General features: G+C 46.4%; 15 protein-coding genes and 1 pseudogene. 8 read left to right on the top strand and 8 right to left on the bottom strand.

From position 1 onward, the window contains the following. Positions 1-24: 24 nt before the first annotated feature. From NDA06_RS15005 to NDA06_RS14995, 3 genes are all read right to left on the bottom strand, one after another. Positions 25-3,009, bottom strand: coding sequence for an EAL domain-containing protein (locus tag NDA06_RS15005; protein ID WP_348251763.1), 2,985 nt, complete (start codon positions 3,007-3,009; stop codon positions 25-27). 278 nt (positions 3,010-3,287) lie between these two features. Next, complete coding sequence (locus NDA06_RS15000) at positions 3,288-3,995, bottom strand: hypothetical protein (protein WP_190986775.1); 708 nt, start codon at positions 3,993-3,995, stop codon at positions 3,288-3,290. Positions 3,996-4,334: 339 nt separating this feature from the next. Then, a complete protein-coding gene (locus NDA06_RS14995) occupies positions 4,335-10,019 on the bottom strand; it encodes an alpha-2-macroglobulin (RefSeq protein WP_190986778.1) in 5,685 nt (1,894 codons plus the stop codon). A 305-nt stretch (positions 10,020-10,324) separates the two neighbouring features. Here NDA06_RS14995 and NDA06_RS14990 point away from each other — a divergent pair. The 3 genes and pseudogenes from NDA06_RS14990 to NDA06_RS14980 form a co-directional block, all read left to right on the top strand. Continuing rightward, positions 10,325-10,414 (top strand): annotated as a pseudogene (locus tag NDA06_RS14990) (Uma2 family endonuclease); the annotation flags it as partial. Positions 10,415-10,546: 132 nt separating this feature from the next. Then, entirely contained in the window at positions 10,547-10,777 is a 231-nt protein-coding gene (locus NDA06_RS14985; protein WP_190986774.1) for a hypothetical protein, read from the top strand. A gap of 34 nt (positions 10,778-10,811) precedes the next feature. Further along, a complete protein-coding gene (locus NDA06_RS14980) occupies positions 10,812-11,354 on the top strand; it encodes a GNAT family N-acetyltransferase (RefSeq protein ID WP_347277057.1) in 543 nt (180 codons plus the stop codon). Between the two features lie 235 nt (positions 11,355-11,589). Here the strand turns inward: NDA06_RS14980 and NDA06_RS14975 are convergent, their stop codons facing one another. Then, complete coding sequence (locus NDA06_RS14975; RefSeq protein ID WP_190986773.1) at positions 11,590-12,903, bottom strand: glycosyltransferase; 1,314 nt, start codon at positions 12,901-12,903, stop codon at positions 11,590-11,592. 274 nt (positions 12,904-13,177) lie between these two features. On the opposite strand from NDA06_RS14975, the gene pbpC reads away from it, so the two are divergent. Further along, positions 13,178-15,586: a penicillin-binding protein 1C gene (pbpC, locus tag NDA06_RS14970; protein ID WP_190986772.1), complete on the top strand. Its 2,409-nt coding sequence runs from the start codon at positions 13,178-13,180 to the stop codon at positions 15,584-15,586. A 9-nt stretch (positions 15,587-15,595) separates the two neighbouring features. On the opposite strand, the gene NDA06_RS14965 is transcribed toward pbpC, so the two are convergent. Then, positions 15,596-15,817, bottom strand: a complete 222-nt coding sequence (locus NDA06_RS14965; protein WP_190986771.1) for a hypothetical protein — start codon at positions 15,815-15,817, stop codon at positions 15,596-15,598. Positions 15,818-16,176: 359 nt separating this feature from the next. On the opposite strand from NDA06_RS14965, the gene NDA06_RS14960 reads away from it, so the two are divergent. Next, positions 16,177-16,614: a hypothetical protein gene (locus NDA06_RS14960; RefSeq protein ID WP_190986770.1), complete on the top strand. Its 438-nt coding sequence runs from the start codon at positions 16,177-16,179 to the stop codon at positions 16,612-16,614. A gap of 115 nt (positions 16,615-16,729) precedes the next feature. Here the strand turns inward: NDA06_RS14960 and NDA06_RS14955 are convergent, their stop codons facing one another. Beyond that, on the bottom strand, positions 16,730-17,230 hold the full coding sequence (locus NDA06_RS14955) for a GNAT family N-acetyltransferase (protein WP_190986769.1): 501 nt from the start codon (positions 17,228-17,230) through the stop codon (positions 16,730-16,732). 215 nt (positions 17,231-17,445) lie between these two features. Here NDA06_RS14955 and NDA06_RS14950 point away from each other — a divergent pair, with 215 nt between their 5' ends. Continuing rightward, positions 17,446-18,897, top strand: a complete 1,452-nt coding sequence (locus tag NDA06_RS14950) for a YdiU family protein (RefSeq protein ID WP_190986768.1) — start codon at positions 17,446-17,448, stop codon at positions 18,895-18,897. Between the two features lie 142 nt (positions 18,898-19,039). Here the strand turns inward: NDA06_RS14950 and NDA06_RS14945 are convergent, their stop codons facing one another. Next, entirely contained in the window at positions 19,040-19,741 is a 702-nt protein-coding gene (locus NDA06_RS14945) for an alternative oxidase (RefSeq protein ID WP_190986767.1), read from the bottom strand. Between the two features lie 287 nt (positions 19,742-20,028). Between NDA06_RS14945 and NDA06_RS14940 the strand changes: the two genes are divergently transcribed. Together NDA06_RS14940 and NDA06_RS14935 are read left to right on the top strand one after the other, a co-directional pair. Further along, the gene (locus NDA06_RS14940) at positions 20,029-20,391 is read left to right on the top strand and encodes a helix-turn-helix domain-containing protein (protein WP_190410050.1); all 363 of its coding nucleotides are present in this window, start codon (positions 20,029-20,031) and stop codon (positions 20,389-20,391) included. 43 nt (positions 20,392-20,434) lie between these two features. Beyond that, positions 20,435-21,340 (top strand): ion channel, encoded by a 906-nt coding sequence (locus NDA06_RS14935; RefSeq protein ID WP_190986766.1) that lies wholly within the window; start codon positions 20,435-20,437, stop codon positions 21,338-21,340. Positions 21,341-21,439: 99 nt separating this feature from the next. Here NDA06_RS14935 and NDA06_RS14930 read toward each other — a convergent pair whose 3' ends face one another. Then, a complete protein-coding gene (locus NDA06_RS14930; RefSeq protein ID WP_190986765.1) occupies positions 21,440-23,419 on the bottom strand; it encodes a TolC family protein in 1,980 nt (659 codons plus the stop codon). Positions 23,420-23,497 lie beyond the last annotated feature (78 nt).

The following is a 23,497-nucleotide window of genomic DNA, read 5'->3' as shown; positions in this document are numbered from 1 at the left end:
AAAATAAGATGATTTTGAATGGTCTTACCATTGGGGCATTGCGGCGATTAATGCTCTAGCAGATTCGCTATCTAGTGGCTTGGAAAAGAAGAATCCTTGCCCAGCTTCGCAGCGTAGCGATCGCAGTTGTTCCATCTGAGCCGCCGTTTCTACACCTTCTGCGATCACATCTAATCCCAGATGATGAGCCAGCGTAACAATCGTTTTTACAATCTCAGAATTTTCGCCTGCATCCATCCGGCTAACAAAGGAGCGGTCAATCTTCAGAGTATTGAGCGGAAAGCGGTGCAAATAGCTCAAAGAAGAATAGCCGGTTCCGAAGTCATCAATACTAAGTTGAATTCCGGAGTTGCTTAGTTGCTCTAAACTAGCCGTAGCGGCGGCAGCATTTTCCATCACCACACTTTCGGTAATTTCCAGTTTTAGACTTGGTGCTGGTAACTCGGTTTCTTGGAGAATTTGCTGAATTTGCTCGACTAAATTAGGTTTGGAAAACTGCCTGCCGGAAAGATTAACGCTGATGGTTAATGGCGCTAAGTCAGGAAATTCTTGTTGCCAAAGCCGCATTTGACGGCAGGCTTCGCGCAGAACCCACGCTCCCAAAGGGATGATTAAACCTGTTTCTTCTGCGATCGGGATAAAATCAACTGGGGAAATCAAGCCGCGAAACGGGTGAGACAAGCGTACCAGTGCCTCGAAACCAGTAATTCTGCCAGTCATGAAGCAGACAATGGGCTGATAGTGAAGCAGGAAAGAATGACTGAAGGATGCGGACTCACGACTGAGTGAAGAGTAACCAGAAGAATTGACAGTTTTTGTTTGAAGCCGGTCTTTTACCTCAGTTCTGGCTAGGGCTTGTCTGAGATCGTTTTCTAGTTGCAAGCGAGCCACCGCATGAGTGTGCATAGCGGTGGTAAAAACTTCGTAACGGGCTTTGCCTAGTGCCTTGGCTTGATATAAGGCGATGTCGGCGTCACGCAGAATGTCTCCGGGGTAGGGGCAAGTTTTGTAAGTGCCTGATGAACCTCGTTGCTCGATTGCACTTAAGGTAATGCCAATGCTGGCTGTCACAACGACCTCGTGTCTGTCTAGGTTGAAAGGATGCCGGAGGTCTTTTTGGATGCTTTTGGCGATCGCTTCTACAACGTCGATATCTTGAATTTCTTCTAAGAGGATGACGAATTCATCGCCCCCAAGCCGTGCCACAGTATTGCTGCCACACACAGAGGCTTGCAGGCAAGAAGCGACGCTACTTTGCAGTCGCTTTGCTAACGCAATCAGCAGCTGGTCTCCGATGACATGACCGAGGCTATCATTGACGACTTTGAAGCGATCGAGATCTAGAAATAAGACGGCAAACAGATATTCTGGCTGTCTTCTGGTTCGCGCGATCGCCTGGGACAGTCGCTCCATAAATAAGGCTCGATTGGGCAAACCTGTCAGCGGATCGTGAAAGGCATCATAGATGAGATGTTCCTCAGCCACCTTGCGGTCGGTAATATCCGTCTGCGATCCTGCCATCCGGTAGGCTTTGTCATTGGCATCTCGAATCGCCATTCCTCGACAAAGCATCCATCGGTAGGTTTGATCTTTATGTAACATCCGATATTCTTTCTCGAAGTGGTGAGTCAACCCTTCTAGATGGGCAGCGATCGCGCTTTTGACTCGCTCCAAGTCTTCTGGATGTACGCGGTTAAACCACTCCTCCGGGCTGTCGCCAATTTCATCCTCCTGGCAACCCAACATCGATTTCCAGCGCGGCGAAAAATAGAAGGTTTCCGCTTTCAGGTTCCAATCCCACAAACCTTCATTACTCCCGCGAACCGCCAGCGCATACCGCTCTTCGCTTTCCCGCAGCGCCTCTTCCGCCAGCTGGCGTTCGTTCGCCGTTGCCAAGACATTCGCAACCGCTTGCAAAAAATGAACTTCGTCTTCCGTAAACCTTCGGTAGTCAGGGGTGTGAACGCTCAAAACACCGAACGGGTTCCCCTGACTATGAATAATCACACTCATGCCAGCGATCGCGCGGTGGTTGTGCAGCAGTGGCGTTCCAGAAAAGCGCGTTTCGATCCGGAGGTCTTCCACAATCACCGGCTTCCCCGTTAGCAAGGTATATCCTGCTTGGGAACGATCGTGGGCACCGATGATTGCCGAACCCACCAACCCTTCCTGCCAACCAACGCCCGCTCGCATGAACAAAGCATTGCCTCCCGGCATCAGTTCCAGAACCTGGCAATAGGGCACTTCCAGGGTTTGGGCAACCAGCTTCACCGCTTCTTGCATCAGCGTATCTAGATTGGTGCCAGAGAGCGCCCCTTGCCCCAGTTGCGCCACGACTGCTGAAGCCCGCGCATGGGATTTTAGTTCGTACTCAGCAGCTTTGCGTTCGGTAATATCTCGTTGCACCGCTAGCAAATGGGTAAACCAACCCGTACTATCTGCTAGCGGTAAGATATTCAGTTCTACCCAAAAATCGGAACCGTCTTTACGGTAGTTAATCAACTCGACTCTGACTGGCTCCCATCGTGACAAAGCTTGACGAATTTTATCGAGTTGCGATCGCTCAGTTTTCGGCCCTTGCAACAACCGGGGAGTCTTACCGATTACCTCTTCCGGTTGATAGCCGGTCATTTGGGTAAAGGTCTGATTTACATAGACAATTCTGGGGCCAAGCGGCTCTTCCAATGGCTCAGCTTCTGTAATGACAATCGCGTCATTTGCATTGATAACAATGGATTCTAGTAGGCGCAGGCGCTCCTCAGAGAGCGTAAAGAAACGCTCCTGCTGTTCTTCCCCTCGTGGGTGCGATTGGGGGGCACGGGTTAAGCGGTTCAAACCACGGCGTAGTTCTTGTTGAGCCGCAACCTGACGAGCGATGATTCGCAGTGCTTCGGATTGTTTTGGGCTAATCTGACGCGGCACGAAGCTTATATTTTTATCAAAGATACGAGGTTGATAATTCGTATCCAGCTTAACTGCTTGATTCGCAGGCCGTTTTGGTTCGATCATTCATAAATGCTTTCGACAGGTTGGACACAGTAGGATGCAAACCCGTTTTATTAACCTTTGTTTTCTTATTTTGCCTTTTTTTTAAGGATCATTTTAATTTCTTAATGCTTCTCAATCCTCTAGGGAGGGATAACCGTGTTATAGGCAAGTTGTCGGCAAGCAGGTCCCCTAAAGACGGCAAAAGGCAAGGGATGATTCCCTTACCCTTTTTGCCCTTCCAAACTGAGCCTCTTTCCAGAAAATTTGTCTTTAACCTTGGAGCCGGTTCAGCTTTCCTTTTAAGACTCGGTTTCGATGGGAAAAAACAGCATACTGTCGGGTTCAAATCTCCAGGATATTCCTTCCGGATCTCGACCCTGGCTCCAATCTGCGAAGTATGGCTCACTTCTGCGTTTGTAAATGGTACTGGAATGAACATCCAGCCGCCTTGCCAGTTCGGATTGGATCAGCGCTTTAGAAGCCCTCTGTTCGTCAGTGGGTTCGTTTTCAGGTTCCTCAAACTCCTCGTCATCTGCTGATTCCTGTGGTTGCTGCTCTTTGCGGGCAGGTGCCACAGCTTCTGGAGCATCATTGACATAAGATTGGCGGGAAGGTTCGCTGTCATCAAAGATGCTACCTAAAGTGTTGGCAGTGATAAAGTAATACACTTTGCCTTTGTCTTGATAGTCAAGGGCACTTGCTCCAAATTCTTGGGCTTTTGTATCCAAGTACCGCTGCGCTGCTGCTCCAGAGAGATTCGCTTTCATTGCCAAGTCGAGTGCTGTAACGCGCCCTTGGGTTTCCTGAATTAGCTGATGGAAAAAGGGATTGACTTGCTGGCTCCACTTTTGCCATTGATAGTTTTGCCAAAGCCTTAAACAGATACCCACCAACACCAGTGCCAGCACTACAGGCCATGCTACAAACAGGAAGGCGATCGCAAACGCCAGTGGCAAGAGGACAACCAGAAAACCACTGGCACTACTATTTATTGTTTTTCCAGCCATGTTGCTTCCCTAATAAATTTACTTAGGTCTCGATCTCGCCATAACTGCCGTTGTGGCAAACAATCTAATCTTTGCAAAGAAAGGGCGATCGCGGCAAAACTAATCGGCAAACAAGCAAAAGTTAAAAGGCAAAAGTTACACAAAAGGCAAAACTAGGCAAAAATCTGGCTTGGAGAGTAGTGTCTTGGAACCCCACCCCCAACCCCTCCCCGCTTGCGGGGAGGGGAGCCGGAGCCAGCCGCAGGCGAGCGCAGGGTGGGGTTTCAGGGTATTTTGGGTAATTAGGCGGATTTAGATAAGAGCCAGGAGAGAGAACATAATGTCAATTTCCGAACTACTCTAATCCGACACTTTCAAAGTAGAAGAAGCTGAGCGTCCAAACTCTTCTGGGGCATACTGTAGATGAGCTTCTGCACCAGGCCATAGAAAGGTACCTGGAGTGACAGAACGGACGAGGTAGTGCAGGGAGTAAACTCCAGCTTCCAGGCGATCGCTATAGGCAACAATGCGATCGCGATAAATCGTCTTGAAGCCAAAGTTATCCTCTTTTGCCTGTAATGCAGCCGTAGAAGTTTGGAAACTCGCATCGACTGCCTCAAACCCGGCTGGGAGCGGATCGGTAATGACCACACGATCCACCGGACGATCGGTAATAATCTCCAAACCGATATCAAACACCTGACCGCTTTTCACCGTCAACGGCTCATCAGAAGCATAGAGGCTGAGCTTTCGCAACACCTTTTCTTCATTAGCGGGACGGATTTCGCGTGTCACCCGTAAGCCGTTAAATCTTCCCGGTTGATTTCCCTGTAGGCGATAGCGGTAGGCAACCAAGTAGTGCAACGTGCCTTGACCAGATTTTTGCACAATCAGATCGTGGCGATCGCGTGGCAACTGGGTCATCGGCACCTTAAGATCCTGGCTGGGGTTGGTGTATCCCTTAAACTGCGCCGATGTCAATTTTTTGCCAGCGAGTTTCACCGTTGCGGCAAAGTTAGGCGGTGTTGGCTGCGTCTGACTATATTCCACCAAAGCCGTGAGTGCTTGAGCGTTGTCGTAGGTATTCTGCCAAGTGCCGTTTCGTCGCAGTGTCAGGAGACTTTGCAACAACCGATCCAGGATTTCTGGGTTAGTCTTTTGCGCGATCGCAAGGCGTAAAGCTTGAGCTTGCGCTGTTGTTGCCGAGTTGAGCCAAGATAAACCTTGGGGTAAATTTACCGTAGCAGTGCGACCCGTTTGATAAATATTCTGCTGGAATTGTTTCGACAGAGTTTGAGATTCTTCTTGCCACTCTGGAAACTGAGATAGGTAACGCGCCAGCTTAATCTGCGTAACCGGATCGAATTGACTGCGTTGTGCGTAGATGTCTGCAAGAAAGTCATTACGCTTTTCTCCCAGTTCCGCCAAAGCAGAGAGTGCTTCTAGCCGCACCTGATTCTTGCAGAGTGGTTGCTTACAAAAATCATATTGACCGGGATCTGCAAGAATTTTCTTCAAGTAAGTCGTCAAGCGAGACACCATTCTCGGTTCCACCGTCAGTCCCGCTTTCGAGGCTCTTGCCAAAGCTTGAGCTGCGTAAGGAGATACTAACGGATCGGACTTCTGTTGACCAGGCCAAGCGGCGAATCCACCATCCGGTTGCTGGAGTTTTTGTAGGTGTTCTAGAGATTGGTTCGCTTGTTGAGTCGGATTGAATTGTGCAAAGGTTTGACCGTATTTTTGAGAAAGCGTTTGCAAGCTGGATGCGATCGCTAATTGACTCGCCGCTGGTTCCAAAAATGGCAATTGCTCATCCTGCAATACTTGACGCGCTGGTGCGGTAATTTCCGGTATCAGCGTACTGGCAAGGGAAACCTCCAAACCTCCCGCATCAGGGACAACCTTTTTATCCACATTCAGGGGAATTTTTACCTGATTCGTAGTTGTACCGCTTTCTACGACTTGTTCGGTAATCTCTAGCGCTTTCACCTCCAAAGGCACTTCAAACGCATCAGCGGTTCCATTCAACTGAGTGGTAAACTTCACCTGAGATTTACCTGCACTTCCTGCCACGATAGGAAAGCGATACGCACGAGTGCCAGATTCTGCTTTGGTTTGCAGATTAGCGGGTTTATTTGCAAACTGAAGAGAACCATTCGCCACACCATTGATTGCCAGATTTCCGGTTTGTTGGGTATTGTTCGTGACAGATAAGCCAGCTTCCAAGCGATCGCCCGGACGTGCAAATTGCGGCAAGATGGGGTTAGACAGCAGCGGTTTCGTCGTGATAAATGTCGCTTCGCCGTTGCCAAAGTGCAGATTACCATCGGTAGCAACTGCCATCACCCGCCATGTTGTCAAGTCATCCGGCAACTTAAATGTCACCTCTGCCTTCCCTGTCGCGTCTGTGAGAACCGAGCCGTTGTAGTAAGCTAAGGCTTGGAAATCCTTGCGGGTGCGGGTATTTGCTGCGCCTGCTGATTGTCCCCCGCCATAACCCCAACCTTTCGGTTTCGTCATTGAGGTTGGTTGCACCACCACATTAGGACGATTATCGCTAAATCGAGTTGAAATCGGCTGCTCTGCATAAACAGTCTGCACCAAATCCGGCGGACGATAACCGCTCAGTTGCAGCACCGCTTCATTTACCGCCATGACGGTAAACTGTCCTTGTGCTGGGTTGCCTTGTGCATCCTTGAGTTCTAGCTGTACGGTTTCTGGGACACCCGGTTCTAGTTGCGTTTGAATGGGGGTAACTTGGACTTTTAAATACTTATCATCCAAGTTAGTTTTAAAAGGAGCAAACCCAATCCGCACCAAGTTTTCTAAGCTTCCGGGTTCTACTTGGCTTAGGGGAACGCCTTGGCGAACTAATACCGCTTCTACTGCGGCATTTGGCAACATTTCCGGCGTTACTTGGAATTGAATCTGCGGCGCACCCCCTTTCACTTTGGTAATTGTCTTGTACAGGGGTTTGTCGCGGACGATAGCAAAGTATAACTCGGCTTCCGGATAAGGAGATTGAATTAAAGCGGTAGCCGTTTCACCCGGTTTATAGGTGTCTTTGTCAAGTTTGACTTCTAAGCGATCGCGATCGCTTTCTCCCCAACTCACCGCATTGCCACCCGTCGCCCAAATTTGCAAATCAGTTGCGGTAACTTCATCCTTGGTGTTTGCAAAGTTTGCTCTAATCCGGTAAGAACCCGATTCCGGAGGTGTAAGAGAGACAGATTGAGGACTGGTTCCAGATTTTACTTCTGTCTGTGAAACTGTCTTATATTCGACCTGATTTTTAGCGGTATTACTGCCTTCTACCACCCGCGTGACGCTGCTATATTTCATCTGTTGCAGTTCCACGCGCACCCGTTGCCCTTCCATCGCCTTGCCGGTAGGATCGGTGACGATAACTTGGACGGGGAAAGCTTGAAGCGCATCCGCGACGAAATTGGATTGTAAACCGATTAAGCGATCGCTTGGCAATACCGTAAACGTCTTAGAATCCGATACTGACAAATTCGACACATCGGAGACTTGTACATCCACCCGATAAGTCATCGGGTAAGGCACATCCTTCGCTATCTTGACAATTTGGCTGTTCCCCTTACCATCTAATACCTGGTTTGATTGCAACACATCACTGGAAACAGTCGGACTTTCCTCAGGCCAAAACCACTGTCGCCCAAAAGAAAATTGCTCCCACCCTTTCGGTTTAAAATCAGCTTGCGATCGCGTGACGTAATATTCTGCCTTCCCGCCTTCTACAGGCGCACCAAATAAATAATTGCTCGTGGATTTCGCTTCAACTTGCTGGTCTTTTAGAGCAAATTCTTTATCTAGATTTAGCTCAACCTTAAAATTAGGCGGTTTAAACTCGGCAACGCGAAAGTCACCCAAAACCTCTACACCACTTTTGCCTTTCGCTTGAATCGAATAATAGCCAAGCGGTTGATTAGTCTTAAACGGCATTTCTAGAGAAAAACTTCCAAATTCATTGGTTTTTTGAGTACCTAAATCCGTGTTTTTACCATCTGGATTTAGGAGAGTGACTTTATAACTAGCATTTTTGTCCTGCTGAATCTTGCCATTTTGTAAGTAGTAGGCAAAACCCGTAAACGATGCTTTTTCCCCTGGCTGGTAAAGCTGTCTATCCGAGAAGATTACCCCCCGTGAGACTGGCTTCCCATCATCCCATCCAGCATCAACGCCATAGCCATAAGCACCGCTATATTCTTCCGTGCGGACAAATGCCCAATCTTGATTTTCGCGGGCAATTACGAGCAATTTAGGCCCTTGTTCAAATCCAGAACTGGATTTTGTACATTGCTGCATATCCTCACGACGCAATAGTAATGTCCCCGCTTCATCCGTTTTCCCTGATGCACAAGGTACGGGTTGAGGACGAGATTTTGCCTCTAATTTCGACTCATAAATCTCTACAGGTGCAGATGCTACGGGAGAACCATCTGAGAGATGATGCACGCGAATCAATCCCGAATCTGGGAACCACTGTGCAAACACTCCCAAATTAGTCAATTCTACCATTCCATAAGTCGTCGGTTCGCGCCATTGTTGCTTACCATTTTCTTCATAACGATTAGTTCGCGCCTGAACCCCATAAGCTAACATTCCCGTACCTGTACCCAGTTTCTCTCGGATGGGAACAGCCACATCAATTAACTGATTTTTCTTACTCGATACTTTGACACTTTGCCAAGAATTGGGATTCGGTAATAAATCATTCCCATCGCCTTTGGGATAAGCAGAATCTACATAAACTAAATCTGTCGGCTGCAATACCCGATAAGCTGCTTTATACTTTGATTCTGGCAAGTTTACAGTAGAAAGATTTAACTGTAAATCTTTACCGGATGGGAATATATTTAGATTTGACGGTACCCAAATATCTCCAGCTACATCGCCTGTTTCGTATTTCAGAGTAACTGGCTTTTCCAATGTTTGCCCAAACTTATCCTTGAGTTTTTTACCGACAGTAATTGTATAAGTAGTGGCAGGTTCTAATGCCCAAGGATTGAGATTAACAAGACTTTCTCCATCAGGAACTTGAACCAGTTTAATAGCTTCTTTTGGCGCAGGAGTTACAGTAATATTCTCAATCGCTGAATCTGCGTCAAGCCCGTTATTAAATTGCAGTTGAGGGCTTCCTTTGACAAACCGACCATAAGTTCCTCCGGCATCGGGTACTCCGTAATATTTAATTATCAGTAATTTCAAAGGCGAATAAGTAGCTAGCTGACTAACATAAGACATCTCGCTGGGCAGATTACCCCGAGTAGGACGCAAACCCGGAGAAAATTCTAAGCGGTAACGAGTCGCTTTTTCTAAAGTCTGCTGCGGTACTAAATTATATGTCCAGTTGCGGGTTGAAGGGTCAAGTTTCTCCTGTGGCTGTTCATTCTCTGAGGGTGTCTCTTTTTTTTCTAAGTCAACTTTCAGCCGTATATCCTTCTGTTTTCCTTCCGAAATTAGCTTCAAATGCTCTTGGATTGAAGCGATATCCAGTTCTACATTTGAGTTGAATTTTATAGTTGGCTTTAGAGCGATCGCTTGATTATCAGGATTTTCAGGATTAGTAGTCGGTAAATTAGTTAGTTTAATCGGTTCGGTATTGAAAGTCCACGCTAAATCCTTATCCAAACGATGATTTTTTAGATCCGCCAAACCAGCTTTCAGAGTGACTCTGACTCTCGTTGCTTTCGGCAGTGCTTTGTCGGTTTGAAATCCCACCATTCGCGGCGTCAAAAATCGAAATTGCCCCGCTAGTGGTGGCAAAATCTCAAATTGTTTTAGCTTTTGCTGTTGATCGGGGCTATCAAGACTCTCAACAGGAATCAAAGCATCTTTAAATCGGATGCGAATCTGCGCTAAAGGTTCAACCTCCCCAGTCGGACTAATTTCTTCAATCCAGTCTGGTAGTTGCGGCGTCGCTAGAGAAGGAACTGCTGGAAGTGGTTCATTTCCAGAGAGATTAATCACGCCACATCCGGCTATTCCCAGTACGAATGCTACGACAACCAGAAACCGCATCCAAATTCTCACGATCGTGCCTATCTGTTGAAAGGATTTATCTGTACTATCATCTGCAAGACCGGAAGACAGCAAATTTGTATCAGGAATTGAAACTGGCATAACGTCTCCCCTCATTGCAGGTAATTCATCGGAGGGACAACCACAAGAGTTATCCCTACATGACCCACTAACAAGAGGTCTACATCTCAATGACTCAACCTTCCGGCTAGCTTAACAATTAAGCTTAAAATCTTTACTTTATGCTGAGCTAACGCTACTCACGCTCGGCTAAAATCCAGGCAGTCAGTCTAGGCAAAGCCGTCATGGTACAGTACGACCCGTTGCTTGATCTGCCATCCTCAACAGAACTACCTGATTCTGACGATACCTCTGCGGATAATAAACTACAAAACCAGGAATTCTGTAAAGTATTATAATATTATATGTAACATAGCTAATTTTCTAAGTCTTACATATTAAGACAGTAGGGATGTCACCAGCGTTGGCTTGCCATAACAAAGCAAGCATTTTAGGAGTTTAAAACTATGCTAACGCTTGTTAGAGCCGAAAAAAGTTGTGAATATAAGCTGAAGCATTGTGCTGCTATCTACCTTGTCTTCAGAAAATACTTTGAGACTTCGACTTCTAATAGAGAAGTTGCTAGCTCATATAACAATGAAGTTCTGGTACTATCTGAGCGCGATAGCGAGTTTTTCCTGGCAGTCATGGAAAATCCACCGGAGCCTTCTGAAGGTTTGCTCTCAGTATTTGAATAGATTTGTGGTTCAACGCAGGAAAAGCTGAAGCCTTGTGAATTGGATCGTATGTCCCATAAATTCTACAGGGCGTAGCCTTAGTAGCCTTAAGAAAGATCCCTTTAATTCTGGGGAACCAGAACTGGATAAATATCTCAAGCAATATGCGAAGAAAAACGATGAAAGTGGGATTGCAAAAACATTTGTAGCTCTCCCAGAGGATGAGACTGGGGTAATAGCTGGTTATTATTCTTGCAGCATGAGTGTGATAGATCCTCAAGGGATACCCACTGACCTACGGAATAAGCTTCCTAGCTACCCCACTCCTGCCATGCTTATTGGAAAACTTGCTGTTGATAAGTCGATGCAAGGAACAGGTCTTGGAAAGAAACTGTTGAGGCATGCTTTTGAAAATGCAATAGATATCTCCCAAAAGGTAGGAGTCTATGCTGTTAGGGTCGATGCATTGCATGAACAAGCAAAAGAGTATTACAAAAAGCGCGGTTTTCTCGAATTGCAGGATACCCCTGTTTCTCTTTTTCTTCCTATCGAGACGATAAAAGAAGCAATCAAGCGCACACAAGAAAAAAAAGCATAGCAAAGTGAAAATATCAGTATTTCAATAAAACTAGCTAACTAAATAGGAATTCAGTAGTATTTTAATGAGTTTATGCTGATGTGGGTGACAATCTCCCTACATATGAAGCCTTGAGAAGGCTGCTGCAAATTTTCCTAATGCAAAGGTGCGAACCGACAGGTCGGCGCTTCGCGATCGCGTCTATCCAAAATCGCTCTAATCTTCTAAAGCGCGATCGCATCTATCCACAAAATAGTTAAACAGGCGAGACGGACGCACTTTGAAGGTTGGTAGCGTTCTTATCTTTGTTCAATTGTGCTTCGATTGCATCGCAGGCAACTTTAACCCCGTTTTCTGCTCGTACCTTATTGCCAACTTCTGTAGCTTTAGCCTGGTAACGAGGTTCGCGCAACAGACGATCGAGTTCCTTAGCCGCACGGGAAGCTGTGTAGCGATCGCGATCGATAGTCCGTCCGACTCCTAAACGAGTAATGCGTGCAGCATTGTCTGGTTGGTCGTTGCTAAAGGGTACGACCAACATCGGGCGACCGGAACGCAATACCTGCGCGGTTGTGCCCACGCCTCCTTGATGCACAATAGCAGCAGCCCGATGAAACAGTTCCGAGTAGGGAGCGTAGTCAAAAATAGCAATATCTTTAGATTGCAACTCTTTTGGCAGAGAGGGGTTATTGTTGCCAACCAGCAATACAGCCCGATGACCCAACTTTAAGGCAGCTTTGGCACTTTCGAGGTAAAACTTGTCAGCAACCCACACGGCGGAACTTCCCAAAGTAAACACAATTGGCGGATCTCCCGCATCCAAAAATGACGCTAGTTCCGGAGATAGACCAGTATTGCCATTGCGATCGTAGAAAGTAAATCCGGTAACGCAAGTCTGTTTTGGCCAGTCGGGTTGAGGAGTTGCGAGAGCTTCTGAAAATAAAGCCAGCACTAAGTCGGGGGAGTTCATCCCTTCAAACATAGAATCAGCAAGGGGAGATAAACCAAGCTGTGTCCGTAACTGTCGCAGGGGTTCATCCCACGAGCTGAAACGATTTTTAGCGAGGCGGATGAGCGCTCCATTAAACCCAGGGCCAAGTATGCGTAGATTCAGCCAACTGGGGAAAGTCGCCACTACTGGGGGATCGTAGGCGGAGAGGAACGACATCGGAGACAGTACGCTGGAAACCCAACGAATTCCCGTTTTCTCAACAACGGGCGTTGCTGCGAAGCTGAGGGGGTGTGTCACCAACAGGTCTGCATCGCGCACTGCCGACATCAGATCCTCATAAGTTTCTTGGACATAGGGTAAGATTGCTTGGCGAAAGACGTATTCTGTACCGTTTTGCTTGTCCATGATCAGACGCACAAGTTCTCGTTGCTGTTCAACGTCTGTGGGAAAATCGGGACGGACTGGGTGGAACTCAAGACCAGCCGCTTCGATTTTGTTATGGTAGAACTCAGCGGTGGCAATTACTGCTTGATGCCCGCGTGCCTTTAATTCTAAGGCGATCGCTATATAAGGATGCAGGTCGCCTAGCGAACCATAAGTGTGCAGAACAATCTTCATAATGGCTACCGTATCTTTTTATAGATGAGTTACTTGTATTACTACAAAACTACGGCGGTTTAAGGGTACTTGCTTCATCCGATTGGCTGACCCTAGTGGGTGATTAGGAAGAATTACCCATCATTGTCTTGAGGTAGAAGCGTACCATCTGCCAGTTTCAAGCGCTTAGAGGGAAGATGCGATCGCGCATCCCCTAAAAACACCCTCATCCGGTAAAGGCGATCGCCACAATGAAGATAAGGGGGTAAGTCTTCGTTGGCGAAAGGGTTAAGCGATGAGACAACCCAAGCAGTGGCAAATCCAAATGCAGGAACTCTTTTGGCGTTGGGGGAGAAACAAGAAATTTCGCGGATTCTTGGCTTTAGTGTTGCTGGGTTTAACCGTGCGATCGCTTCCTTATCTGGCACCCGTTCGTGCCAAAGATATTGCCCAGGATACGCAAGCGATTGAATTTAGCGATCGCAATGGACTTCCTTTAGGAAGATTGCTGACCCGCGACCAAGAGCATACCGCTGTGGTGCCGCTGAATCAAGTTTCGCCCCACTTTATCAACGCGATTCTAGCTGCTGAAGATGGCTCATATTATCATCACGGGGCGCTGGATCTGAAGGCTGTAGCGCGATCGCTTAAAGATTCACTTCAGGCGAAAAGGATTACCTCCGGTGCATCCACGATTACGATGCAACTAGCGCGGATGTTAGATCCCGTTCCCCGCACCTTACCGGGCAAGTTGCGCGAAATTTGGCTATCTTGGCGCATCGCCGCCGGGATGAATAAAGATGCAATCCTCTCTGCTTACATCAATCGCCTGCCAATGGGGGGGAATATCTATGGGTTAGAAGCTGCATCCCGTAACTATTTCGATATTCCAGCAAGCGAACTTAATCTTGCCCAAGCAAGTCTTCTCGCTGCTGTTCCGAATAATCCCACTTACTTCAATCCCTACGACCATTGGAAACGCCTTAAAAAGCGGCAGATTTATGTTCTGAATCGCATGGTTGAAGACGGTTATATTACTCGCGCACAAGCAGATCGAGCTTACAAAGAAGAGATTTCCCTAGCACCGAGACAACAGGGAATTATTGCCGCCCCTCATTTTTTATTTTGGGTATCTAATCAACTATCTAATTCTTCAATTCAAAATCAAAAATCTTCGAGCAAAGCCCCAGAAAGCGCTATCCCCAATCGGATGTCCCAGATCCGCACCAGCATCGATCGCCCTTTGCAGCAATTTGTGGAAGCGCAAGTGCAGCAAGTGATTCGTACCCTCACCCCCAATAATGTTCATCATGCTGCTGCCTTAGTCATTGACAACCACACGGGGGAAGTTTTGGCTTATGTGGGTTCTCCCGATTACTTTAATGAAGCACAACTCGGTCGCAACGACGGGGTACAGGCATTACGTCAACCCGGTTCTACTTTGAAGCCTTTTTTATATGAATATGCCCTACAAAACCGCACGATTCGCCCGAATACTATCTTGGCGGATGTGCCAACACATTACGCGATTCCCGGCGCGAAACTCTACAGTCCTACAGATTATGATGAAACTTTTTTAGGGCCAGTACGAGTTCGCGTAGCTTTGGCAAATTCCCTGAATGTTCCGGCGGTGCGGGTATTAGAAAAAGTTGGCGTGCAAAATTTTCTAAATCATCTGCATCAATTAGGGTTTGAGCATTTAAATCGGTCGCCCGAACATTACGGATTGGGACTAATTTTGGGTAGCGGTGAAGTCAGTTTATGGGAGTTAACGAGGGCGTATGTTACTTTAGCAAGACGTGGAGAAGCCACCCCGCTAGTCACAACATTCTCCAACCTGCCATATAGCAACCGAAGACCTTCCAGGCTGCCATCTGCTAACCCTTCAACCTGGGGATTAATTGCGGATATGTTAAGCGATCGCCATGCTCGTGCAAGTGCCTTTGGGGTAGACTCGGTGCTAGCTTTACCATTCCCCGCAGCAGTTAAAACAGGCACTTCCTCGGATTTTCGAGATACTTGGACGGTTGGATTTACCACCGACTACACGGTTGCTGTTTGGGTGGGCAATTTCAACGGCGATCCCATGCGACAAGTTTCGGGGGTAACAGGTGCCGCACCCCTTTGGAATCGGATCATGCTACATTTACACGGAACGCGAGAACCCGCTGCCTTTCCCCCTCCAGAAAATCTCGTGCAACGTCCAATCTGCGGGATTTCTGGCTTACGCCCTACCCCAGATTGTCCCTCAGTCGTGCAAGAATATTTCTTTGCAGAAGATATTAGCAATTATGAGCGTCAGTCAGGGACTGCGAAGTTGCCTCCAGAGTACGATGAGTGGTTAGCAAGGCAGCATCAACCAAGTTTTGTCTCTAGTGGCGTCAAGATTTTGTCTCCTCACAATGGCGATGTTTTCTTATTGCACCCAAGTGAAAAAACGAATCTCAAAGGTACAGAGAATGCACAGACAGAAATGCAACAACTAGAGTTTAAAGTAGCTGGAACGCCCAGCCAGTCAGTAGAGTGGTGGTTAAATGGCGAAAAACTGGCAACGCAACCATCGAATTCGCTATTTTGGTCGCTGCGCCCCGGTCAGTGGACTTTGCAAGTTAAAAGTGGGGAAAAGACTGATACGGTAAGTTTCCAAGTGCAGTTAGCTGAATATCGGCAGACACGCCGGGGTTTCTCGCTCAAGTCAAATTAAACCGTAGTATTAACTGGGTGGTTCGGATGCCTTTCCCTCAAACACATCGTTAATGATGGCCAGTTTTTGTATTACACGCAGTAGCTGATCCTCTGACAAATTGACAAACATTTGGGCAATTTTGGCATGAGTTGTCTGGCGGAGTTGCTGAAGATATTCAAATCTAACCTGAGTCAGTTTTAGGTAGGGCTTACGCACGTCAACACGCTGTAGGGGCTTTTTGATTGCCATGCCCCTACGATAGAATCAGGCATTCACTAATTAACTGCGTAAGTCCTGTTAGGGAAAGGCTCTAGCGCTAAATCACCCGCAGGGCATTAGTCATAGCAAGTTTGATTGATTAGTCGTAATCTCAATCGACTTTGAAGAATACAAAATTTTTTGGTGCAATCTTGCCAAATTATGGAACGCCCGCCATTGACACCCTTGTTGTAACAGGTAGAAGATAGGGGCGATCGCTTCCCCCACATTAACTATGCGCTTAAGTTTTTCTTTATAAGAGTTTGTAACTGTGATAGCATTTATTCTGTTTTTTCCCTAAACAATTAGTGGAATCAAAATCCAGCGCTTTTACACTTAGGAGGATCGAAATGGCACTTAGCGACCAGCTCTTGAACCCAAACAAAAAGGCTGAAGTTGTAGATGACTTCTGCAAATTGATCGATGAGGAGGTCGCTTCCAAGTCAGGTATATCTGGTCTTGCCATAAAGGCAGGCTACAGTGCCGTCAAGGGTATAAAGCCAGGGTACATTGGCTACGCCGTCGAGCAGTTCCTTCCAGGATTGTGTACAGCACTCGATCCCATTTGGAGCGAGAGTGTCCAGAAAGGAGATGCAGTCGCGCACTTCGTTGCCAGCCGCTCTCCCGCAGCAGATGCTATCCTGAGCGTTACCGATGCCAGGATGGAGAGCGTCAGAAGCAGCCTCGCGTTGGGTACCTATAAAAAATTGCGCGGCTCGGCTAAGAAAAACGTGGAGGAAGGGATACCGGGATTGGCTAAGCTTCTCGAAAAACACACCTTGGTCTGAACGAGAAGGGAAGGGTCACACTCTGGTGTGGGTCGCTGTCCAAACAAGAGTGTGGAGTACGGTAGAGCTGTTCAACCCGATGCCCTTACTTACAAAATAAGCCGTTCTCTTGGTATCAGCCTAATTCAATCAGCATTTCTATCGTACTGATCCGAAAGCCACAGGAAGAGAACAATCGCCTCGCCGCCTCGTTAGCAACAGTCGTATCGAGGCGAATTTGTTTGACTCCGATCGCGTTCAATCGTTCAATAGTCTGCATCACCATCGCCTTAGCAATTCCAGCTTGGCGATATTCCTCTTCAACCCAGAGGTCGTGAAGAAAAGCATATTCCTGTAAACGGTAAATGGGGATTTCCCGTTCTACGGTCGCCACCAGAAACGCCACCACTTGCTTATTTTCAGCCTCAGCGACTAGGAAGATATTGCGATCGCGTTGCGGTGGCGCATCCAGCGATGCACTAGACGCTATCCTACCCAACCACTTCTCATAACGCAACTCTGGATTCGGCAAGAATCCATACTTTGCCGAATCCCAAGCTTCATGCAAGGCACAAATCTTGGCAACCATTGGGAGGACAGATGGCACGTCAGCAGGTGTAGCAGGACGAATAAGCATATTTCAGTCTTTTGATGCTGAAACTGTATACTTGCTTATCCGTAGCATAGAAATGAAACATCTGGCAAAGGTGCGCGCACTTCGTGCCGCTTCGCTAACAGACTAAAGTCTGGCGCTATACAAACAAAGACTGCCTACGCAATCTTTATAATGTTTGTTTCAGTCCGTATGTTTGTATAGGCACGAATTACATTCATTGGGTATTTTAGTAACTTATGACTCCTGAAAAATTTTCCAATCCTTTTTTAAATCTCAATTATGAGTCTGCCTTAGAAGCTTTAGGCGATGATTATTTTGATCGAGTAGCAGCGGCAGACTTTCCTAAATATATTCTGCGCTTTCGCAACGATGAATTATTACCAATATTGGGACTGAAACCAGACACGGTGACAGACGATGATTTTATCGAAGCATTTGGGATGTTTCAAGGAGTTAGACCATTTTTAGCTTTGCGTTATCACGGCTATCAATTTGGAGAATATAACTCTCGCTTAGGCGATGGCAGAGGATTTCTCTACGGACAAGTGCGCGGTACGGATGGCGAACTTTATGACTTTGGAACGAAAGGGTCTGGTACGACTCCGTATTCTAGAGGCGGCGATGGTAGACTCACGCTTAAAGGTGGTGTCAGAGAAGTTTTAGCTGCTGAAGCACTTCATTATTTAGGAGTTCGTACTTCCCGCTGTTTATCAATGATTGAAACGGGAGAAGGACTCTGGCGAGGCGATGAACCTTCTCCAACAAGATCCTCGGTAATGATTCGTTTCAGCCGTTCCCACATTCGTTTTGGAACATTTGAGCGATTGCACTTTTTTGGACGCAAGGATTTAACTGAAAAGCTTTTAGACCATGTAATTGAACAATATTATCCTCACCTCAAAGATAAGCAAGACCGCTACATTCTGTTTTATGCAGAATTGGTCAAGCGGGTTGCGGAACTTGCTGCGCAATGGATGTCAGTGGGATTTTGTCATGCGGTTCTAAACACCGATAATATGTCTATTACTGGGGAAAGTTTCGACTATGGTCCCTACGCTTTTATTAACACCTACGACCCCAAATTTACTGCTGCCTACTTTGACTATTACGGACGGTACAGTTACAGCAATCAACCAGGGATCTGCCAGCTCAATTTAGAAATGCTCCAACAACCCCTATCTGCGGTTATTCCTATGTCAGAGATGGAAGTTGCTCTATCCCAATTTGCCGAGCATTATAACCGAACTTACACCGCGCGGATGATTGGTAAATTGGGATTCGAGAATCTGCCCAATTTAGCCGCAGAAGAATTAGTGATGCAAACCCTGAAACTCCTGGTAGAAACACAAGTAAGCTATCACGGTTTCTTTTGGGAAGTAACAAATCAGTTTGACCGCAATTGGCGTGACGATGCGACAAATATTCTGAAAGCAGATGGATTTTTGAATGCGCCTGAAGCTACAGCATTATTGGAAGACTGGAGAAATATGTACTTACAAATTTTACTCAGTTTTCCAGACAGCGAACTGGATAACATAGGGAATCGGTTGCGTCGTCATAATCCTAAAACTGCATTAGTCAGACCAGAAATAGAAGCGGTTTGGGAGAAAATTGACCAAGAAGATAACTGGACGCCGTTTTACGAATTGATTGAGCGACTGAGATTTCACAAGAATGCGATCGCTTAATCTTCATTACTTGGTTTTCCTCTGTTTGTAAATGGCGTTAATCTATTGACATAAAAGAGATATAGCCATTTCTAACTCCTTCAAAAAAACAAAAGGAGAGATAGTATAAATATCTCTCCTTTTGTTTTTTCATCAGCACATTCTATTGCACGACAACCGATTTCACTTCTTCATTAGGGGCGAGAAATGTTGCACCTACTTCTATAGTATGGGGACTCTTGAAGGTTAATTGAGCATCAGGCTTCTGACAAGCTATCATTGTCTTGACGTGTTCCGCTTCATCATCTCGAATGTTTACAAACACATCGTAGAGGTTGTTGATGACGGGACGGCGTTCTTCCGGGACTCCTCCAGTTTGAAACTCATCGAACATATACAAGTCGCCGTCTCGATAGTAATTGATAGCAAGTTGTGGGGCAGATGTAGCTTTTAATTCTGATTCATTTTCTTGCAAAAATGTATCGTAAGTATGATAAGCGTGTCCTTCAACTAATTCCATGAAATTGTAGGCAGAACGAGGCGAGAGAATGTAAAGAACAACGATCACCCAATAATAAAGTAAAGCAGTATGTTGTGCTAAAAATCTATCGAACCACTGCTGATTACCCCCTAAAGATTCCATAATCAGGAGGTGATGGAGTTCGTTCCAAGATTCCGCAAAGTGAACTTTTAACCAATCTGCTCTGCGCCACATTCCAACTGTTTCGTAAAGGTGCAAAACTGATAAATAGGCAAAGTAAGGAACACGAGCAACTGTTTCTAGGACGTAAAAACGGGGATAAGGGCGATCGCGGTAAATTGTGTTGATAACAAAGACTAATACACCGACAAGTAATCGAATCATTTGAAAAACCCCAAATATTTTGATTTATTGAAGAAGTTGAGCGGAAAGGAAGGCTGTTCGTTCTTTCTATTTGCATCCTACTCAACTTCTAAAAATAGAAAATCCGTAAATCTGACAGTGGCTGGAAGGACACTATAGTTACCAAAAGTAAAAGATTGACCCGTTGCAACTTGTCCAGAGCTTTATTAAGAAAGATTAAAATATTTGGCGGGAGCTAACTTCAGCGTCCCTCTGTTCAGAAGATTGGTCAGAATAAGCAAAGAAAAGAGCGATATCTAGAGGCATCAATGCTTAACAGCAGCCAGTGCATAGAGACAAAATGCCCAATCCAGTTCACCGTGGACTTAATCGGCAGTAAATGGTCTATTCTGATTCTCAGAGAGTTGTTTACAAGCGATCGCCGTACCCACGAGTTCCTAGAAGCATTGCCTGGAATTAGCACCAAAACGCTGATGATACGGCTCAGAGAACTAGAAGAGTATGGTTTAGTGGAACGCCGAGTCTACGCAGAAATTCCTCCCCGCGTAGAGTATTCGCTCACCCAGAAGGGGCGAGAAATTCAACCCGTGATGACAGCGCTAAAGCAGGTGGGAGAACGATGGCTCAACCGAGATGCTTGTGTTTGTCCTCTTGATGGGATAGCTTTCTAGGAAAGGTCGCCTGCGTGACGCCGATTCCTAATAACAACAATCTATGGGCAAAAGATATCGTTCGCCCTCATTAACGCGCTTTGTGAGCCGGGATGGGCAGTTGAACATCGTGCGGCGAGGGGTATCGGGATTTCATCGGGGCGATTTATATCATTTGCTGCTTACCCTTTCCTGGGGATGGTTCTTAGCGCTGTTCAGTCTGTTGTATCTAGTCTCCAACGCGGTGTTTGCCCTCATCTATCTAGCTGGAGGAGATTGCATCCAGAACGCTCAACCGGGTTCCTTCCTTGACGCCTTCTTTTTCAGCGTCCAGACGATGGCGACTATCGGCTACGGTGCGATGTATCCGCGTACGCCTTACGCGAATGCGGTGGTGACAGTCGAAGCGCTGGCGGGTCTTTTCGGAGTGGCAATGGCGACGGGACTGGCGTTTGCGCGGTTCTCCGTGCCAACGGCAAGCGTGCTTTTCAGTCGCGTGGCAGCGATCGCTCCCTATGATGGGGTGCCGACTCTGATGTTTCGGACGGCTAACCAGCGGCGCGACGTAATTGTAGAAGCGCAGATCCGGGTGACTTTAGTTCGCAACGAAGTCAATCGGGAGGGAGAATTCATGCGTCGGTTTTACGATCTCAAATTAGTTCGCAGTCATACATCCATGTTTGCATTGAGCTGGACGGTGATGCATCAGATTGACGAGACGAGTCCGCTTTATGGGGTTACGGTAGACTCCCTGGCTGAGTCGGAAAGCGAGATCGTCGTGATGCTGACTGGGTTAGACGAAATCGTTTCACAGACGATCCATGCCCGTCACTCCTTTGCCACGTCCGATATCCTGTGGAATATACGTTTTGTGGACATCTTATCTAGGATGCCGGACGGGCGGCGCTCGATCGACTATACCCGCTTTCATGATGTGATGCCGATAGAATCTGTCAGGGCTAATAAGTAGCTGGAAAAAGATAGTTTTCCCTTCGCCTAAGTTCAGCAAACCCTATTGGAGACAGAGACTCAGGTAGTTTAACAATGGTTTTTTTCCTGAGACTTAATATCATTTTCTTTCAATTGTCACCTGCCAAGTTTCCAGTGTGGTACCGACAGATTGATCGAGATTTGTCAAGGCATTGAGATAATCAATCGTTGCATCTAGTTCTCGGTTTCTTGCCTCTACTAAATTATTCTGAAAACTCACAACCTGAAAAATTGACCCTCTTCCCAATCTCAGTTTTTCTTGTTCTATTTGTAGTGTTCTCTCAGCCAATTGCCTTGCTTGCTGGGCAAGTTGCACCTGTCGAAGACTTAGATTTACATTTCTAACTCTATCTGTTACTTCAATATCGATACTTTGACGCAGACTTTCTAAAGTATTTTCTGCTTTCTGGAAGTTTACTTGACTTCGTTGATAATCTCGTTCCACAGTGAGATCGCCGAAGGTACGGGACAAGATTAACCCAGCTGTTAGTTGGGTTGTGTCATCTAAGGAATCGCCGTAACCTGCATCTAAGTCTAAGTTCCAGCGCCGGTTATTATCTGCAATTAATTTTTCAAATTTTGTTCTTTCCAAGCTGAACTGTGCTTGCAAATAATCCGGTCTGTTTTGAAATGCAATTTGTTTTAGATTATTTAAATCTAAAGACTTCGATTGCAATACTATTTTTTCTACAGGTTCAATATTAAGAGTTTGCTCGATATCTAGAATATCTAACAAAGTTAATTTGACAGACTCCAGATTATTCCGAGCCTCTAACAAGCTGACTTCTCTATTTGCAATGTCTGTCTGGCTTTGAACAATTTCAACTGGCGCGAGTCGCCCAGCCTCAATCAAGGCTTGGTTAAATTCTAAAATTTGGCGGGCGCTTTCTAGAGAAATCTGCTCAATATTCAGTCTTTCCTGCGCTCTAAGTAAATTGCGGTAGACTAAGATAGCTTCAGTGATGGTATTAATGAGAGTTGATTTTAAACCTTGAATATTTGCTCTTTCATCGAGTCGAGCAATTTCAATAGGAGCTTGATTAACTGCAACACCAGCACCTCGTAATAGAGGTTGAGTTAAACGTAGCTGAAGATTTGAGCCAAATAGATTGTTATCTCTATCAACATTGAAATTATTTATATTTGACGTTTGACCGTTCGTTTCCCAACCGAAACTTAGCCTGCCTCCTGTAGGAACCGTGACCTCAACAGTGGCACCAACACCAAGATCGCTATTCGTGCTAGTGTTTCCACCCGAACCAAAGCGATCGAGATTAAATGATAATCTAGGCGTAAAATCAGGGACAAATCTATCTTCTGCCACTGCTAAGTCTTGTCTTTGGGCGATTCTTTCTAAATAAGCGTTTTTGATATCTTTATTGTTTTGCAATACCAAGATAACAACATCAGCTAGGGTTAATTGAATCCCCCGCCCAGTTGTTACGGTTTCTTGTTGGTTGGGTTTTGGTTGCGCTTGAGCTAATAAAGCGGCTGGTTTCCTGGCTTCAGAGAACACCTTTAAAATTGACCGGGATGTGGCAACGGGAGGCGAAGATTGGGGGTGAATACTTTTTGCCGATGGGGGGATACTAGATCCCTCCAACTCTCCTTGTAAAGGCGGGCTAGTAGTCGGAGAGGGTGGGAATTGTCTTGGCTGGGTGTTAAGCGTAAAAGTTGGACTGGTTTTAGTTGCGAGTGGGGAAAGAGAAGAAGGAGCGATCGCATTCTTTACACCAGTTCCCCCTAAAACTATTGCTTTGCCTATGTTCACCCCCGGACTTTCTGAGACTGGAGCCGTTTTGAGCTTTGCTCTATCCGTTGGCGGAACCATAATCGGGCGTGCGAGTTCCGGCGTCTGTGTCTGAGCCGCTGTCCGAGCATTAGCAGTCGTCGCTCTTACCGCCGTTGAAAGAAGCTTAAGAAGGACGGCTAACGTTAATGTCGTGCCTAAAGTTGCAGTCACAAGCAGAACCACACCCCCAAAAGAAGAGCGGATAGGGGGTAAAAACCTACCGCTAGAAACTGGAGGTTGGGCATTTGGGTTGTCGTGCTTGTGCATGATCGCGGGTAGCTTTTAGCTGGTTGATTTTAGATTTTAGATGGAACAATTGCCCATTTAATCCAAAATCTGAAATTG

It is taken from the genome of Trichocoleus sp. ST-U1 (assembly GCF_039961835.1).
Classification (GTDB): domain Bacteria; phylum Cyanobacteriota; class Cyanobacteriia; order Cyanobacteriales; family FACHB-T130; genus FACHB-T130.
Note: the sequence above shows the minus strand (reverse complement) of the source record. Positions and strands in the feature narration are given on the sequence as shown.